Origin of the sequence: Pseudoalteromonas sp. SCQQ13 (assembly GCF_015864415.1) — a bacterium.
Lineage (GTDB): Bacteria > Pseudomonadota > Gammaproteobacteria > Enterobacterales > Alteromonadaceae > Pseudoalteromonas > Pseudoalteromonas nigrifaciens.
This window is the reverse complement of the sequence record NZ_JADYXG010000012.1, coordinates 88,611-105,973: the sequence shown is the minus strand read 5'-3', so window position 1 is coordinate 105,973 and position 17,363 is coordinate 88,611. Positions and strand designations below refer to the sequence as shown.

General features: G+C 35.1%; 15 protein-coding genes. All 15 read right to left on the bottom strand.

Annotation, left to right across the window (positions count from 1 at the left end; genetic code table 11):
- Nucleotides 1–15: 15 nt before the first annotated feature.
- A complete protein-coding gene (locus I6F41_RS11455) occupies nt 16–360 on the bottom strand; it encodes a four helix bundle protein (RefSeq protein WP_197108474.1) in 345 nt (114 codons plus the stop codon).
- A gap of 107 nt (nt 361–467) precedes the next feature.
- Nucleotides 468–1,346, bottom strand: a complete 879-nt coding sequence (gene galU, locus I6F41_RS11450; RefSeq protein ID WP_197108472.1) for a UTP--glucose-1-phosphate uridylyltransferase GalU — start codon at nt 1,344–1,346, stop codon at nt 468–470.
- A 204-nt stretch (nt 1,347–1,550) separates the two neighbouring features.
- Nucleotides 1,551–3,512: a polysaccharide biosynthesis protein gene (locus tag I6F41_RS11445; RefSeq protein ID WP_197108470.1), complete on the bottom strand. Its 1,962-nt coding sequence runs from the start codon at nt 3,510–3,512 to the stop codon at nt 1,551–1,553.
- A 493-nt stretch (nt 3,513–4,005) separates the two neighbouring features.
- Nucleotides 4,006–5,184, bottom strand: coding sequence for a DegT/DnrJ/EryC1/StrS family aminotransferase (locus tag I6F41_RS11440; protein ID WP_197108468.1), 1,179 nt, complete (start codon nt 5,182–5,184; stop codon nt 4,006–4,008).
- Nucleotides 5,185–5,228: 44 nt separating this feature from the next.
- Complete coding sequence (locus tag I6F41_RS11435) at nt 5,229–5,864, bottom strand: acetyltransferase (RefSeq protein WP_197108466.1); 636 nt, start codon at nt 5,862–5,864, stop codon at nt 5,229–5,231.
- The gene (locus I6F41_RS11430; RefSeq protein WP_197108465.1) at nt 5,857–6,453 is read right to left on the bottom strand and encodes a sugar transferase; all 597 of its coding nucleotides are present in this window, start codon (nt 6,451–6,453) and stop codon (nt 5,857–5,859) included. Before I6F41_RS11430 ends, I6F41_RS11435 begins: the two co-directional genes overlap by 8 nt.
- Nucleotides 6,450–7,562 (bottom strand): glycosyltransferase family 4 protein, encoded by a 1,113-nt coding sequence (locus tag I6F41_RS11425; protein WP_197108464.1) that lies wholly within the window; start codon nt 7,560–7,562, stop codon nt 6,450–6,452. The genes I6F41_RS11430 and I6F41_RS11425 overlap by 4 nt, the downstream gene beginning before the upstream one ends.
- A complete protein-coding gene (locus I6F41_RS11420) occupies nt 7,559–8,695 on the bottom strand; it encodes a glycosyltransferase (RefSeq protein WP_197108463.1) in 1,137 nt (378 codons plus the stop codon). The genes I6F41_RS11425 and I6F41_RS11420 overlap by 4 nt, the downstream gene beginning before the upstream one ends.
- Nucleotides 8,695–9,261: an acyltransferase gene (locus I6F41_RS11415; RefSeq protein ID WP_197108462.1), complete on the bottom strand. Its 567-nt coding sequence runs from the start codon at nt 9,259–9,261 to the stop codon at nt 8,695–8,697. The genes I6F41_RS11420 and I6F41_RS11415 overlap by 1 nt, the downstream gene beginning before the upstream one ends.
- On the bottom strand, nt 9,258–10,433 hold the full coding sequence (locus I6F41_RS11410) for a hypothetical protein (RefSeq protein WP_197108461.1): 1,176 nt from the start codon (nt 10,431–10,433) through the stop codon (nt 9,258–9,260). The genes I6F41_RS11415 and I6F41_RS11410 overlap by 4 nt, the downstream gene beginning before the upstream one ends.
- Nucleotides 10,420–11,481 (bottom strand): glycosyltransferase, encoded by a 1,062-nt coding sequence (locus I6F41_RS11405; protein ID WP_197108460.1) that lies wholly within the window; start codon nt 11,479–11,481, stop codon nt 10,420–10,422. Before I6F41_RS11405 ends, I6F41_RS11410 begins: the two co-directional genes overlap by 14 nt.
- A complete protein-coding gene (locus tag I6F41_RS11400) occupies nt 11,474–12,634 on the bottom strand; it encodes a polysaccharide pyruvyl transferase family protein (RefSeq protein WP_197108458.1) in 1,161 nt (386 codons plus the stop codon). The genes I6F41_RS11405 and I6F41_RS11400 overlap by 8 nt, the downstream gene beginning before the upstream one ends.
- 1 nt (nt 12,635) lies before the next feature.
- Entirely contained in the window at nt 12,636–13,853 is a 1,218-nt protein-coding gene (locus I6F41_RS11395; RefSeq protein ID WP_197108456.1) for an oligosaccharide flippase family protein, read from the bottom strand.
- Between the two features lie 714 nt (nt 13,854–14,567).
- On the bottom strand, nt 14,568–15,602 hold the full coding sequence (locus tag I6F41_RS11390) for an NAD-dependent epimerase/dehydratase family protein (protein ID WP_197108454.1): 1,035 nt from the start codon (nt 15,600–15,602) through the stop codon (nt 14,568–14,570).
- Nucleotides 15,603–15,712: 110 nt separating this feature from the next.
- The gene (gene tviB, locus I6F41_RS11385) at nt 15,713–16,993 is read right to left on the bottom strand and encodes a Vi polysaccharide biosynthesis UDP-N-acetylglucosamine C-6 dehydrogenase TviB (RefSeq protein WP_197108452.1); all 1,281 of its coding nucleotides are present in this window, start codon (nt 16,991–16,993) and stop codon (nt 15,713–15,715) included.
- Between the last annotated feature and the right edge of the window lie 370 nt (nt 16,994–17,363).

The window sequence follows — 17,363 nt, the reverse complement described above, 5'->3', positions numbered from 1 at the left end:
GGTTAAAAATAAATTCTACCAAGACTCAATTGATTTCATTAACCCAGAAAGCATACACGAGATTTCTCTTGCCTCAGCCAACCATTTATCAGCTTGTTCTGCTTCAATTTCGCCTATTTTTACTGCGATATAAACTTGAGATCTCAGCTCACCACAACTTCCTTTCGAATATGATAAAAAACGAGCATAATCTTTAGATGTTTTTCTTTCAAATCCTTCTGCAATATTTGAAGAAATTGACAATGCCGAACGTGTTATTTGGTCTTTTAACCCAAACTCTTTACTTAATTTAAAATGTAAATAAATTTCACAAGCTAAATCAGCTGAACGCTGCCATACATCTAAATTTTCAAATTGCATAAAATCCCTTTTTATCTAGTTGACCATTAATTAACTATAACGTTTCACCTTCAAACTTCTATTTTTAATTTTGGCAACTTTAACCTTTTTAGTTTTTATCTTTCACCTTAAACAAGCAATTTTAAATGCTCAGTAAATTCTTCACCTAACGTTTCGTGGCGTAGGCTGTATTCAACAATGGCTTTTAAATAACCAAGCTTATCTCCACAGTCGTGTGAACGACCACTCATATGAAACGCTTCTACCGTTTCTTGTGCTATTAGTGCATCAATCGCATCGGTAAGCTGTATTTCGCCACCAGCGCCAACATGAGTTTTAGCAAGTAGCGGCCAAATATTTTTACTTAATACATAGCGGCCAACAACCGCAAGGTTTGATGGAGCAACGTCTACCGCAGGCTTTTCAACCATTGTTTTAATGGCCGCACTTTCACCAGGATTTAACTGCACACCACTAATATCGGCAATACCGTATTTACTTACATCTTCCTGTTCTACCGGCTCTAGCATAATTTGGCTGGCTTGCGTTTGGTTAAAGCGGGCAATCATTGCTGCTAAATTTTCAATTTTTTGATTTGCGGTATAAGCATCGAGGATTACATCGGGTAATACCACTACAAAATCGTCATCACCTATAATAGGCTTTGCGCACAATACAGCATGGCCTAAACCTTTAGCTTCACCTTGGCGTACATGCATAATGGTTACATCAGGTGGGCAAATAGAACGTACTTCATCAAGTAAAACACGCTTAACACGCTTTTCAAGCGTAGCTTCAAGCTCAAAGCTGGTATCAAAATGGTTCTCAATCGCATTTTTAGAGCTGTGCGTTACTAGTACTATTTCTTTTATACCCGCAGCAACACACTCATTTACTATGTATTGTATTAATGGCTTATCAACCAAAGGGAGCATTTCTTTAGGGATGGCTTTGGTCATGGGTAACATACGAGTGCCTAAACCGGCAACTGGGATAACTGCTTTCACGGATAGTCCTTTAATTTAATTAATCGTTTTAATATTTTTATAAGTTAGCAGCTAAGCAATATATCTAAGCTGAATAATTTTATCTTTTTAAAAGTGCTGTGTAATTTAAATAACAAGTGTAGTAATCAAAAAGCACCGAGCTCAAATTGAACTCGGTGCTTTTTTAACTTCACTGCATATCTGCAACCTAAAGCTTATCGTTAATTATTTACTTAAATTAACTACATTACTTACGCTTTCAGTATTACCTTCAGATTCGTTTTCAAGCCTGGCATTCCATACTAAATCACAAATGCCGTCGGTTGGGTTAAAGCCTGTAGGCGCATCAAGCAATAACTGACGTATAGTTTCGTGATTAAAGTCATGGCATGCAATATCAAGTGCTTCAATAAATACATTAAGCTCTGGCAAAGGTAACATTACTTCTTTTGCCGTCATTATACGCTCATGGGGAGTTTGCTCTACGTTATCGCCTATTAATAGCTCTTCATACAGTTTTTCACCTGGGCGTAAGCCGGTACACTTTATTTCTATATCACCATGCGGGGTATCATCAGTTTTAATTTCGAGGCCCGATAACCTAACCATTTTGGTTGCCAAATCACTTATTTTTACCGAGTCGCCCATATCAAGTACAAACACGTCACCACCTTTGCCCATAGCGCCTGCTTGTATAACAAGCTGTGCGGCCTCAGGAATGGTCATAAAGTAGCGAGTAATATCAGGGTGAGTTAATGTTATTGGGCCACCTTCTTTTATTTGGCGGCGAAATAGTGGTACTACTGAGCCACTTGAACCAAGTACATTACCAAAACGCACCATGCTAAAGCGTGTTTGGTGTTTAGCGCCTTGCTCTTGTGCTAAACCTTGTAGTACTAGCTCAGCCATGCGCTTAGTTGCCCCCATTACATTTGTTGGGCGTACTGCTTTATCAGTAGAAATAAGTACAAAGGTATCTACGTTAGCCTCAACAGCGGCCTTTGCGGCGTAATAGGTACCAAATACATTATTACGTACACCTTCTACTACATTGTGCTCAACCAATGGCACGTGCTTATAAGCAGCTGCATGGTAGATGGTTTGCACACCAAAGGTTCTCATTACCGTTTCAAGGCGGTTTACACGTTGTACTGAGCCCATAATGGGAATGAGTTCAATATTAAGCGTATTATTAGTTATGTATTCACCCAGTTCTTTTTCAATTGAATAAAGGGCAATTTCGCTGCGCTCAAACAACACCAATTTAGTCGGTTTGAGTTTAACTATTTGTCTACACAGTTCTGAACCGATTGAGCCACCCGCACCAGTAACCATGACTACTTTCTCTGTTATATTGGCAGTCATTAAATCATCTTTAGGAGTTACTGGGTCGCGCCCTAGTAAATCTTCAATTTCAACATCTCTAAATTCAGAGAGTTTTGCTTTACCTTCAACAATATCGGCCATGCCCGGGATTGAAAGTACTTTAATAGTTAATGGCTCAAGTTGTGCGAGTACTTCTTTGCGCCTTGCACGTGTTTCACTAGGCATAGCAAGCAGCACTTTGGTTGCTTTACGTTTTTTTATTAATTCATGTATGTCATTAAACGCACGTACCGGTATGCCTTGTATTATAGAGCCATGTTTTGTCACGTCGTCATCAATAAACGCACTGACAAAATACTCAGGGCCTGCATTTAAAGCCGTTGCTAATTGACGCCCAGACGAGCCTGCACCATAAATAATAACCGCATCTTTGTTGCTGGTGGTCATTCTTCCTATCAGTGCGCGCACTATGATGCGTGAACCACCTACGGTTAATAAACATAGCCAAGCAAAAATAAATGGCATCGTACGTGGTATATCTATACCAACAAAAAATGCTAATAAAACCAAACTTACGGTGGTTATAAGCGTACCGAGTATAATGGCCCATACTGCTTGTGAGTTCATATACCGCAAAACAGCGCGATACAAGCCCAAGCTAATAAACGTATATAAACTAATGGGAATTAAAAGTATTAATAATAACCAATTACTAGTAACACTTAATGGCTCTAAGCTATCAAGCCTTACTATTAACGCCAACCAAAAGGCGGCTGCTATAAAAAGTGAATCGATACATAAAGTAATAACACGCTTTTTAGCACGCGGGGCATTAATAATTGAGCGGATAAAGCTATCCATAACACGTTCCTTTGCGGTTCAATTAAAGGGCATAACCCATGATGAGGTTTGAAGTTAACAATAATATAACTATAACAAAAAACTCATTAATGTAATTAGTCTTAAATGATGATTTATTTGTTACACGCTTAGAGATTAATTAGAGCTTAAACGCTTAATTGAGACAGTTAAAATATATAAGTAATGTGACTATTGGTGCAATAAATAATGCCTTAAAACTGTCTCAAGAGTGTCTCACGTGAGACACTCTTCAAGAAATAGTGCATTTAAATTAATGCGTTAAAAGCATCCAACATTTAGGCCCAATAGATATTACGATTGGGGATTGAGCTTAAGCGCTATAACGTTCTTTACTAAGTAATGAATTCTACAACCCACTTTGCCCCAACCCACACTTCATGAACAAGTATTAATGTATAAACTCTAAACAGCGACTACAGCTTATAACTATCATTCTTAACTCACAATTATAAGCTGAGAGTTAATGGCACCTTTAAGATTTAGATGCCAACGCGAATACTTCTTTCATGACTTGCGTTGTTTTAGCTATTTCAGCTTCAGTAAGTGTTGGGTGTACTAAAAACATAATTGATGCCTCACCTAGCTCAACTGCATTTGGTAAACGCTTTTCTGGACGCCATGGGGTATTGTCGAATGCTTTTTCAAGATAAACCTCTGAACAACTCCCTTGAAAGCACGGAACACCCCGTTCAACTATTTCATTCACTATACGATCGCGATCCCAGCCTTCGGCTAATTGATCAGGCTTAACAAACATATAGTGTTTATATTCAGCGTGTTCAATATAGCCTGGTACTGTTACTAAACGAATACAGCCAAACTCGCTTGCAGCTTTATCCAGTTTAGCACCATAGGCTTGACGTTTTGCAGTCCAGTCACTCATACGCGTTAATTGAATACGACCAAGTACTGCTTGCATTTCAGTCATGCGCCAATTTGTACCAAAGCTTTCGTGTAACCATCTAAATCCTGGTGGGTGCTCACGGTTATAAATAGCATCAAAGCTTTTACCATGATCTTTATAGCTCCACATAGTAGACCATAACTCTTTAGAGTTTGTGGTTACCATGCCGCCTTCACCGCCAGTTGTCATAATTTTATCTTGGCAGAAACTCCATGCGCCAACATGGCCAATGCTACCCACTGAGCGACCTTTGTATTTAGCACCATGCGCTTGTGCGCAGTCTTCAATTACATAAAAGCCATGCTCTTTACTTAATGCCATTATGCCGTCCATTTCAGCGGGCATACCCGCTAAATGCACCACAATAACCGCTTTAGTTTTTGGTGTAAGTACTGCTTTTATACTTTGGGCTGTAATTGCTTGGCTATTTAAATCAACATCAGCAAATACCGGTGCTGCACCCGCTGTAACAATGCTGGACGCAGATGCTAAAAAAGTGCGCGGTGTGGTTATTACTTCATCGCCAGCGCCTACATTTAAAGCTTTAAGTGCTAAATCAAGTGCTAAAGTGCCATTACCCAAAGCAATTGAGTATTCACTATCAGCCCATGTAGCAAATTCTTTTTCAAATTCACGGCCTTCTGTACCCGTCCAGTAATTAACTTTATTTGAAAGTACAACACGACTTACGGCATCTGCTTCGTCTTGAGTAAAGCTAGGCCACGGAGAGAAAGGAGTATTTAACATTTTATTCCTATTTATTCTATATAGAAAAGATCATAAAAAGTATTTTAGTGGTTTTTTATTACAACAGCGGGAGAGCCAAACGCTGTTACATTATCAGGTATATTTTTTACAACTGTACTACCAGCACCAATTATACAGTTATCACCAATCGTAATTAGCTGTTTTACTTGGCTACCAATACCAACCCAACTTTTAGTACCAATAATAACCCCGCCCGCCAAAGCAGTATTAGGGCAAATATGAGTAAAGTCACCAATAGCACAGTCATGCTCAATAATAGCAGAAGTGTTAACTATGCAGCCAACGCCTATATTGGCAAATGCATTTATAATGGCACCAGCAAAAACAACACTTCCCTGCGCTATTGTAGCGTATTGGCTTATAACAGCCGTGGGGTGAATTAGTGTGATTAAATTAAAACTATTTTGTTGTAACAACTGTATTTTTTGCTGGCGAATATTGTTATTACCGATAGCAACAACAACGTCATTAGGTGCAGTACTTGTATTGTTTAACGCTATTAAGTCGGCGCAAGTACCGTGTATGGGCCAATGTTCAATATGTGTTTTACTTGGGTAGGCATCATCATAAAAGTTAACTATAAAACCAAGCTGCTCGGCAATATCAGCAACCACCTTACCATGCCCACTAGCCCCAACTATAGCTAACTCTTTAGTCATTTTTAGAGCCTTTAAATGCCTCAATGGTTACATGCCCATCAGCGCTAATACCTTCGCGTACAAACACTTTTTTTACGGTCAATAATAAAATTTTAATGTCGAGCAAAAGACTTTGGTTATCAACATACCACACATCTAGCTTAAACTTTTGCTCCCAGCTAATAGCATTACGGCCATTAACTTGAGCCCAACCAGTTATGCCTGGGCGCACATTGTGCCGGCGTGCCTGCTCTTTGTTATATAACGGTAAATATTGCACGAGTAATGGCCTTGGCCCTACTAAGCTCATATCGCCTTTTAATACATTAAATAAACCGGGTAACTCATCTAAACTAGTTGAGCGTAAAAAAGCACCAAACTGTGTCATACGCTCATCATCTGGTAATAAATTACCTTGCTCATCTTTACCATCAAGCATGGTTCTAAATTTCATCATTTTGAAAACATTGCCATTCAAACCTGGGCGGTCTTGGGTAAATAAAATAGGTGAGCCCAACTTAAGCCTAATTAATACAGCTACAACCATTATTACAGGTAATAAAATAAGTAATGCAAATAGAGCAACTAAAAAATCAAAGAGTCGTTTCATTTACTCAGCCCCATAATATCCATTAATACGGCATTTACTTTATGAACATCAAACTTATTTTCAACCATAGCTCTGCTAGCCTCAGCCATTCGTTGCCACTCTAAAGGGTTTTCAATAAACCATGTCATTCTATCAACCAGTTGCTCTACATTTGCTTTTTCGACTAACCAACCATTTTCGCCATTAATAACGGTTTCACGACAACCTGGTACATCTGTAGTTAAAATAGGTCTCCCTGTTGCCATTGCCTCTAAAACTGTACGAGGTAAACCTTCATGATACGAAGGCAACACAAAAATACTACAGTCATCAATAAAAGGACGAACATCACTCGTTTCACCTAAATAATCAACTGAATTATTTTGGTTTAACTTTGTTAGCTCTTCTAGTGAAATACCATCTGGTGAGGGATCTTCAGGGCCAACTAGCTGAAATGCTGCTTGTGGGTAATGTTGTTTAATTATATTCGCAGCTTTAACATATTCACGTATCCCTTTATCACCCAATAACCGAGCAATAAGTAAAAATTTAGGTGTTAAAGGCAGAGGTTTTACCTCAAAGTACTTAACATCAACGCCAGAGCCATTTACAACAGCCGTTTTATGTTCAGGCACTATGCCTAAATCAATAAAAACCTGTTTGTTGTCGGGGTTTTGAAAAATGACTTTATCCGCTTTCTTTAGAGCTGTTTTATATAAAATAACAACTAACTTCATCAAAAGGTTCTTTTTCCAATTGCCTCTTTGAAAAGCAAATCCTAAGCCGGTTACTAGCGCATAAAAACGGCAATTTGGCAAACAGCGCGCAGCAAAGGCTCCCCAAATAATTGGCTTAATTGTATAAGCTAAAATCACATCTGGTTGTTGCGCTTTAAAAATCTTTTTTAAAGCCTTAAAGGTCTTAAAGTCCTCTCTTGGATTTAAACCACTTCGACTAACAGGGTAATCAATATAATTCGCACCTAATGCTTCAACAGCGTTAATATCGGTAGCTGTTGCTCCTGATGCTAATGCTTTAACTGAGGTGCCTATATCATTAAAGCATTGAAGTAATTGCCCTCTAAAATTATATAAGGAAGAAGAAAGAGTACCGATTATTATTAATTTCATTTTTCAACAATTTCACTTATAAAATCAAAGCGTTTTCTTTGTAAAGTGTCAAACGCGTACTCTTTAGCCCTATTTTTATTTATCTGACTTTGCTCTATTCTCAACTCATAAGAATCTAATAATTTTTTAATTCTATCAGCTAGTTCTATAGGGGACTTCGGTTTACACAAAAAAGAATCATCGATTAGCTCCGGTATACCCCCTACGTTAGTAGCCACACATGGTAGACCTAAAGACATCGCTTCTATTAAAGATCTTGGCAATCCTTCTGTATGACTTGGTTGTACATAAATATCACATTCTTTAAGCCAATTTAATATCGGGACTCCTCCCTTTATTGGCTCATGGAATGAAATCTGCCTATCTAAACCAAGATCCGAAGCCTGCTGCTGATATAGTTCTTTACTACCCCCCCCCAAAATATGTAACTCTATATCTTTGTGAGTTGGGCTTATTAGCGCTAAAGCAGATATCAAATCCTGAAGGCCTTTATATTTACAATTGAGAGAACCTATAAACTTAATAACTTTAACATGATCTTTTATCTCTGCAAAACTGTCTACAGAACATAACTCAACATTAGAAGCGGATATACTAGAGCCTTGGCATGGATACCTGTCTTGAAGAAATTTTTTCGTAACATAAATAGCGTTACTTGATTTTGATAAAGTAACTCTTAATTTATAAGCTTCAAAAGGAGCGATCAAATAACCCTTTATTGAACCGTGATTTCGCATTGCATCGTAAGGACAACCTACAACTTCGACTAAGACCTTCTTTTTATGTTTAATAGCTATATCAAAAGCAAGACTGCCCAAAAAACTTGGTAAACGACATACCACAAAGTCAACATCTTTAATTATGCTCTCTACAAAGCTTTTAATTTTATAATTAAAAATTCTATCGATTAGTGTGATACTTGATATGCAGTTAAATTTTACTTTATTAAGTGTAGTTTCATTCAAGTTTTCAATACCTTGGGGGGAAAAAACTTCTTTTTCTCTAGCAATGACAACTAATTCATTTGAAACATTCAGATAGCGTTTCCACGTCCTATCAGTTAATTTCCCATCACTAAAAAATCGTCCATTATATTTCTTAAATGAATGATCATGAATAAAAACTGTTTTCATTATAAGTCCTTTATTTTTTTACAAGGCACACCGGCATATATTGATTTCTCATCAAGTTCACCTTTCACGACGCAACCAGCAGCAACTATAACTCGAGTATTGACTTTTGACCCTGCAAGTATTCTAACACCACATCCAACCCAAACATCTTTACATATAATTATTTTATCAAGTCTTGTCGGATTATACTTTATTGGTACATTTATATTACCCCAGGTATGTTCGAATGAAATAAGAGAACTATTATGAGCAATTGAAATATTGTCTTCTATTACAATACCTCCGGCTGAGTCAATATAACAATTAGCATGTATACTTATGTTATTACCCAAATGTAATAAGTTATTATTCTTCATGGTAACATTTTTTCCTATAAAAACATTATCACCACAATACTCACACTCACTCTTCAAGATAAAATACCTTATTATTAAAGATATATTCCCTTCAAAAGGTGAGCTGATACTCCATAAAAAACTACGAAAAAACTTTGGCATAATTTTAAAAACAAAAAGAAAAGTTAAAACTAAAGGCTTGAACTTTTCAAATAACTTCTTCCCGCTCATGTAGCCTCCTGGTTAACTGTTTTAAACTTGTTATTCTTACCATGAATAGAAAGGTAAAAGTATAAAATCACAAGAGGAACTATCGGAAGTTTTTTTCGAACCACGTTTCCTCCCATTTGCCCCATTTGATATTCGAAACCATAACTTATGCTCCCATAGAAAGCCATAACCGCCATAATTGACGCATAAGATATCAAAGCAAGATGAAAAATAATAAGTAAATTAAAGTTTTTAGACTTAAAGTTTAAATAAACACTAGTAATATAAAACAAGAAAAAAGCTATACTTTCAAAATAAAGAGGTAAATAATCGACTCTATATTCAGAGCCTAATGGGTTCGGACTGACTATTAGATATAAAGTTGTAAAAACAGTATTAACAAGACCAGTTAAGCCAGAGAATAAGAAAACCAACAACAAAGAAAATACGCTACATAAAATCATATACTTCATTTCTTTACGAATAAAAATAAAATAAATAGCAACCACAACAAATGAATAAGGTCTTAGTGCAATAGATAGAATTAAAGTAATTATAAAAAGTAAAAACGAGCGATTAAATAAATAATATAAAGAAAGAAAGACTATAAAATTTGACAATATATCTTTTGCAAATATTGAAGAATGATAAGTAAATGATGGCAGACATAAGATTATAAAAAGCCAATAATTTGATTTCACCCTCCCTAGTAATATATTTTTAAAAATAACAACAGATACAAGCAACATAATAAAATTGATAGGGATAGCAATTTCTGGACCAGAAATAGCATACATATCCATTATTGGATTTAGAAGCATACCAAAAATAGGATACGACGATGAGAGAACAATATAACTATCCTTAATGTGGGCAATAGAATTGGCCATATAAAAATCATAATTATTTCTATAGCTCAGTAACCCAGTGTAAAACCTTTCTTCATCAGGACCTACAAGAACAGGTAAATTCGAAATATAAAAAAAAGATAAGGTAATAAATAAAAAGACAAAAAAATAAGTGAAAAACATAATTTTATATTTATCACCTTCACACGTCAAAATTACCAATAGACTAGTTAAAATACAAAAGGATAAATAAAAAAATTCTCGTCCGTATTCTAGACCCATAATACAAGGTAAAACGAGACAGGTAGCTAATACAAACAAAAGTTCAATATTAAATTTTTTCATATAATTCAGCAAGCTTCTTATTAGCTATGAAAATATTGAAATCACTTTCTACACATTTTTTGTGGCTTGAAAAAGCATCTATTTTAGGTGAAGATAATTTTATAGCCTCAACCCACTCGCTTTCACTATCAAGTGATAATCTTTTTATATTTCCCTTCACTACATCAGCCTCAATGGGGATTTTATCTGAAATGATACAAGGTAAACCAGCAGCTTGCGCCTCAATAAAAGATAAACCAAGCCCTTCGTATCTAGAAGGGAATAAAAAGCCATCATAATTCCGTAGATGATTTATAATATCCTCTTTCACCCCAGCTAAATAAACTCTGTGATTTAGCCCTAATTTATTAATTAGTTCTTGTAATTCATTACTTTTAGGCCCTTTACCAATGATGTATAAACTATAATTTTCATCTAAATTACGAAACAGCCTAATGATGAATTCATGATTTTTTTGATGAGTTAAGGAGCCAACTGTAACAAATTTCTTATTTTTTTTATCCTCATTCCTCAAACCTAATAGGGGTATATCACCTATACCTATTCCACAATGAATAATCTTGAAAATAGCTTTCTTACCGAATAGATCTTTCCCAGCATCATTGCTAGCAGCTAGCTTTATCGTTTCAAATAATTCAAATACAAACTTAGAAAAAGAGCTGTAAATATATTCTATTAACTTTCTTAAATTATTTTTCTCTCTAATTTCATTGCGTTTATCGTTATGTGAATGGGCTATGAAAGCTTTACTACTGCCTATGTTAAACAGCCTAATTAATGCAGAAAACCGATAAAGATGACAATGTATTATGTCGTAGTCATATGCTTCAATAAAACTACGTAACCCAAATAAAAAACGAAGCTTACCTTTAGTTACATTAGGTGTTAAATGTACTCGATCTAACTTATCGAACCATGATCCTTTATTTCCAGAAATGCACAGAATATGATGCTCATTATTATTATCTATTTTGATTAGATCTATTAGCCACTTCTCTACACCGCCTGGATCTAAAGTGCTAATTATATGTAAAACTTTTTTAGCCATTTAAAACCTCTTCTAAACATTCTAAATATAAAGCTCTAAACTCATCTATTTTGTTATAACTTTTATTAACTTTGTTATTTTCATTAATTATTATTTCATATATATTTTCATAACAGAAATTAGGTTTTAACAGTGAGCTAGATGTTCCCAGATCTGAGAATATAGATTTCAATTTATTATCCCACTCTAAACCTATTACACTTTTATTCATAACCAGCGCTGGCAATAGAGCATGTAACCTCTGTGCAAAAACTATATTTGATGAGTTTAATGACACAATAATATCACCATAGTTTACCGGTTTTTTGGCAAAGTGAAGATTATCTTTTAAAATTATCTTTTCATAAATATAGTTCTTAGAAAATAAAAAATCATTGTTATTTCCATTAGTGAAAATAAGTATATTCATCTTATTTTCCAATAATTTATTAATTAAATTAATATATTTAAGCGCGAAGTCCTCCCTAGTAACATATACTCCAGAGTGCCTTACCATTTCACCTGGGTCCATAATACCGATCGCAACATCATATTTTTTTATAGGCTTAATGGCTTGAAATTTACCTATAAAAATAGCTGGATCCATCAAAGACTTAACCTTAACTTTTCCACCCATAATACTTTTAATATGGAGTGTCGAATTAGTGTCTCGGGTGTAAACAATCTTATAGTTCAATACTGACTTAAGTAATGTTTTTGATAACAATGAGTGCGTTTTAGAAACACCTACACACCAAATTTCATAGCGGACTTTTAATTTCAAACATAGATTTGCAACTAAATACAACTTCGCAGAGAAATAGCAATAATTATCAATCAGTAAATGCCCTCCACCTATGAGTATCAAATCCTTATCATGAACAAAGCTCTCTAGTTTATTTTTGAAGTTAGCATCAGTAAGTACTCTGAATAAATTATAAAATGCTCTTGGGTAATATGTCCTCTTTTTGAAAGAAGATATTTTAGTATTTTCTTTTGGCTCAAGAGATTCTTCAAGACTATACTCGCCGTAATCCAAGTCAAAGAAGGAAACGTTCGTATTATTATCAACCTCGAGTAAGCTCAACTCGATTGACTTCGATATAACAGCATCACCTAAATTTTCAGAACGCCCTACACTTATCACACCAATATTTAAGCCTTTCCTTTTCATTCTAATTCCACATCCTAAAAATTGAGGGGTTTATGCCTGTCTTTACTTTTAAATAGATTAAGCATAATAAATTCCATAAAAACGTACAAAAAATAGAAACAATTACATAATGAATTAGTGAAAAATATTCATGAAAAATAATAGTTATACTAATTTTCAATAAAATAGAAATAGTGATGAATAAAAGTAAATACTTTTCATATCCCCAAGTTTTCATAAGTGTAAATGTTTGACCAAAAATAACACTGATTAGCATATTAAGTGCTATAAAGTTTAAGACATTATCAGCTTCGACATATTCTGGACCAAATAGAGTCAATATATTCCGGCCGAATAAAAAGCATGTAGAAAGGAATACTAGACTTGCGAATATTGAGATGTATAAGCCTATATTAAGATTTTTCTTTATTTCCGATTCCACATTGCTTTTCAACACGTATGGAACTAAGACCGTATTAACTGTTAAGATAACTATATTAGATGCTATTGCCAGCTTTTGTGCGACTAAAAATAATGCTAGATTAATTTCACTTTCCAATTTACTTAACAGCAACACATCCAAATTAGCCTGTAAAACTACAACTAAAGCAATAAAAAACAAAGCCCAATTTGGCCATATAAAGTCGGTTCCGTCTCCTCCTGTCGTTTTACTTATTCTTTTACCTATAAAAAATGAGGATATAAATAAAACAAGTATGTTGGCACAAAAAAAGGACAGTGAGATACCTAAGCTGCTTTCGCTTCCAAAAAAATATAGGTTAACAGATATAAAAAAAACACATAATATAGTTTTTAATAACTTTTCTAAAAGCTGGGCTCTATACTGTAAATTACTATTAACATAATAAGAAACCCTCAATGCACTAATACCTAAAAAAGGGCCTAAGGTAGACCATATAAGTGATTCATAAAAATCAACATTATAATAATATACAAAAACAAAAACACTGGATACAAAAACTAAAGTACTTGCTAAAAAGAAAGATATTAAAGAACTTCTTAAAAGACCAACAAAACTTGATTCATCAGTAAATCTTAATATAAGGCTTTCATAACCGACAGTTGTAAGAATTGCAGCAATATTTACTATAGCAAATATTGAGCCATACTTCGCAAAAATTTCAACAGGATAAAAACGAGCTAATATAAAATTCAGAAAAAAATTTAATATTGATGTAATACCTGCAATAAAAGATAGGTTAGCAACTTTTTTAAACATAATTTATCAATCGTATATACCTTTATATGTACTAGCTCAGATTTTTCTGACAGTAAACGTTCAAAATCAGTAGTCGTCTGTTATATTTAGGCTAAGTTCTTTTAGCCTAAATCAATTTCCAATTCTTAATATTTCTAGTGATGCTCTGCCATAGTGAACTTTCTTGATGAGTTTGATTATTATGCTAAACCATCTAACTACTCCTCAACTCTCCCAGCTAACCTATAGATTTTTTCAGAGTCATACCTAATAGGTCAATGGAAACGTTAGTTAACAGCTCTAGCCTATGGTGACATTGCTTGATTTTATAATGAAAAATATCATTAGAAGCCAAATAGAGTAGATAATGATAACATCGCATTCAGTAGCTAGAGTGTGTAATTTCAATCACATCATAAAGTGATCAGGCTTTTTTAAGTCCAGCAACCATTGCGAACGTAATGGTACTACAATCTTGCTCTATTCTCACTTGCATTCTTCAACTTTAAAGTGCTTTTAAAAGTTACTTAACCCATGCCGAAATTAAATTGAGCAGACATTACTGACAAAAAATACGTATCATTAAAAACACTTAGTCGTGGGTTGGATATTCAACTGTGTTGTTAGAATGAGCCATAAAGACTACCTATTTATATCTTTAGGTTTAAAAAATTCAAAATTAATCATATCAATATAGGTAGCTAACTACCTTTTCACATTAATAAATCAACTGTTCTATGAACTAATACCCTTATACCATATCATTGCTTTCGAAATACCTTCAAAAACCTTATGTGTGGGTGAATAGCCTAGGTTTTGTATAGACTTGCTTATATCAGCTTGCGAATGACGTACATCCCCTGCTCTAAAGTCACGATACACCGGTTCTTGCGTCGTATTTATATCATGCTCTTTTAGTGCTAACTGTATTGCTTTGTACAAATCGTTAAGTGTTGTACGATCACCTACAGCTACATTATATACGTTATCCTTAGCTTCATCTTCTGCTGTTGCGGCAAGAATGTTCATTTGTACTGTGTTTTCGATAAAACAAAAATCACGGCTTGTTTCACCATCGCCATTAATGAATACATCTTCGCCTTTGATCAAATCAGCAGTCCATTTAGGAATTACCGCTGCATACGCACCATTAGGATCTTGGCGTTGACCAAAAACATTAAAGTAACGTAAGCCGATAGTTTTAAAGCCATATGTTTTTGCATAAACACCCGCATATAACTCATTAACATATTTAGTTACTGCATAAGGCGAAAGCGGATTACCAATGTTTTCTTCTACCTTAGGTAGGGCAGGATGGTCACCATAAGTCGAGCTACTTGCAGCATAAGTGAAGCTTTTGACGTTAGCTTCTTTTGCCGCTTGTAGCATATTTAAAAAGCCAGTGATATTAGCTGCATTAGTTGTTACAGGGTCAGCTATTGAGCGTGGTACTGAACCAAGGGCCGCTTGGTGTAATACGTAGTCAACACCTTCACCGTTATTAGCTAACGCAGTTTCGCAATCTTGATAATTACGAATGTCGCCTTCAATAAAGCTAAAACCCTGCCACTGCTCTGCTGTTACTAAACCTTTTACTTCATCAAGGTTATGCTGATGACCCGTAGCAAAGTTATCAAGCCCAACTACTTTTTGATTTAATTTTAATAAATGCTCTAAAAGATTTGAGCCAATAAAGCCAGCAACACCTGTCACTAGCCAGGTTTTAGGAGAAGCAAGTAGTTCTATTTTAATTTGTTCGTAACGAGTCATGGAAATCCTTTAAAGTTTTGATACTGAGCACTAACAACATTTATGTTATTAATTGCGCATGGCGTATGCAGTCTAATTTAAGAGCGCGGGATAAACCCGCGCCTACAAAGCTATAAACGCATATCTACACTTTGTTTTGGTAGTACGTACTTTAAGTCGTAAAGTACGTGTTCTGCTTTACCTAGTGCACGAATTTGTTCTGCGCCCATTTCTTTAAATTCGTTATGACCTACAGCAAGAATGATTGCATCATAGTTATTTTGTTTATGCTCAGCAGTTAAGCTTAAACCGTATTCATGTTGCGCTTCATCGTTTGAACACCATGGATCTACTATATCAACATTAATATTGTATTCTTTAAGTTCACTTACTATATCGACAACTTTTGTATTACGTAAATCTGGGCAGTTTTCTTTAAACGTTAAACCCATTATTAATACATTTGCGCCATCAACATGAATGCGCTTTTTAAGCATATTTTTAACCAGTTCTGATACTACATGTTTACCCATACCATCGTTTAAACGGCGGCCGGCTAAAATCATTTCTGGGTGGTAACCTACGCTTTGTGCTTTATGTGTTAAGTAGTACGGATCAACACCAATACAGTGTCCGCCAACTAATCCTGGGCGAAATGGTAGGAAATTCCATTTAGTGCCGGCCGCTTCTAATACTTCGAGCGTATCGATACCTAACTTATTAAAAATAATCGACAGCTCATTAATTAAAGCAATATTTACATCGCGCTGCGTGTTCTCAATTACTTTTGCAGCTTCAGCAACCCTAATAGAGCTTGCTTTATGTGTGCCGGCCGTAATTACTGACTTATAAAGTTGATCAACTTTTTCAGCTATTTCTGGAGTAGAACCTGACGTTACTTTTAATATGTTAGTTACACGGTGTTCTTTATCACCCGGGTTTATACGCTCTGGAGAATAACCAGCAAAAAAGTCTTTATTAAATACAAGTCCAGATACACGCTCTACTACTGGTAAACACGCTTCTTCTGTTGCACCTGGGTATACTGTTGACTCATAAATTATTATGTCGCCTTTTTTAACTACTTTACCTAGCATTTCACTAGCTTTAATAAGTGGTGTTAAATCAGGCTGCTTGTGCTCATCAATTGGGGTTGGCACTGTAACAATATATACATTACAGCTTTCAAGATCTGACACTGTATAAGAAAAATTAAGCTGTGGGGATTCTTTTAGTTCTTCATCACTGACTTCAAGTGTAGAGTCGTGGCCGGCTTGTAGCTGTGCAATTCGACCTTGATTAATATCAAAACCTGTTACTGGGAATTTTTTACCAAACTCAACGGCTAACGGGAGACCTACATAGCCTAAACCTATAATGCCAATTTTTAGGTCCGTTAATGAATCGTGCATAGTTGTACTCTCTTTGTTTAGTTATAGAGCTTCGAGCTTTAGACTTCGAGCTTCGTAAAGTTAAATTTTAAAATCGGTTTCAAGTTAAAACGTGCAATAAAAAACGAGTATTCAAGGATAAACTCGTGGGTGAAGCGCACGTTTTATAATCTATTTCGGCTAGGTTACCATTCATTTTTAATGATAAAAACGCTCTGAATTTACTAAATTAGTACGTAGCGGCTCACTATCAAATTGCATTTTAGCAATTTTATATCTCAGCTTTATTACAACCCACTGAGACACTTTTTTCCATTTTGAGACAGTCAATTTAGACTATCTCATTGTAATTGCTTGTTTTTGTACTTTTATTTAAAAGTGCCCAATAGGC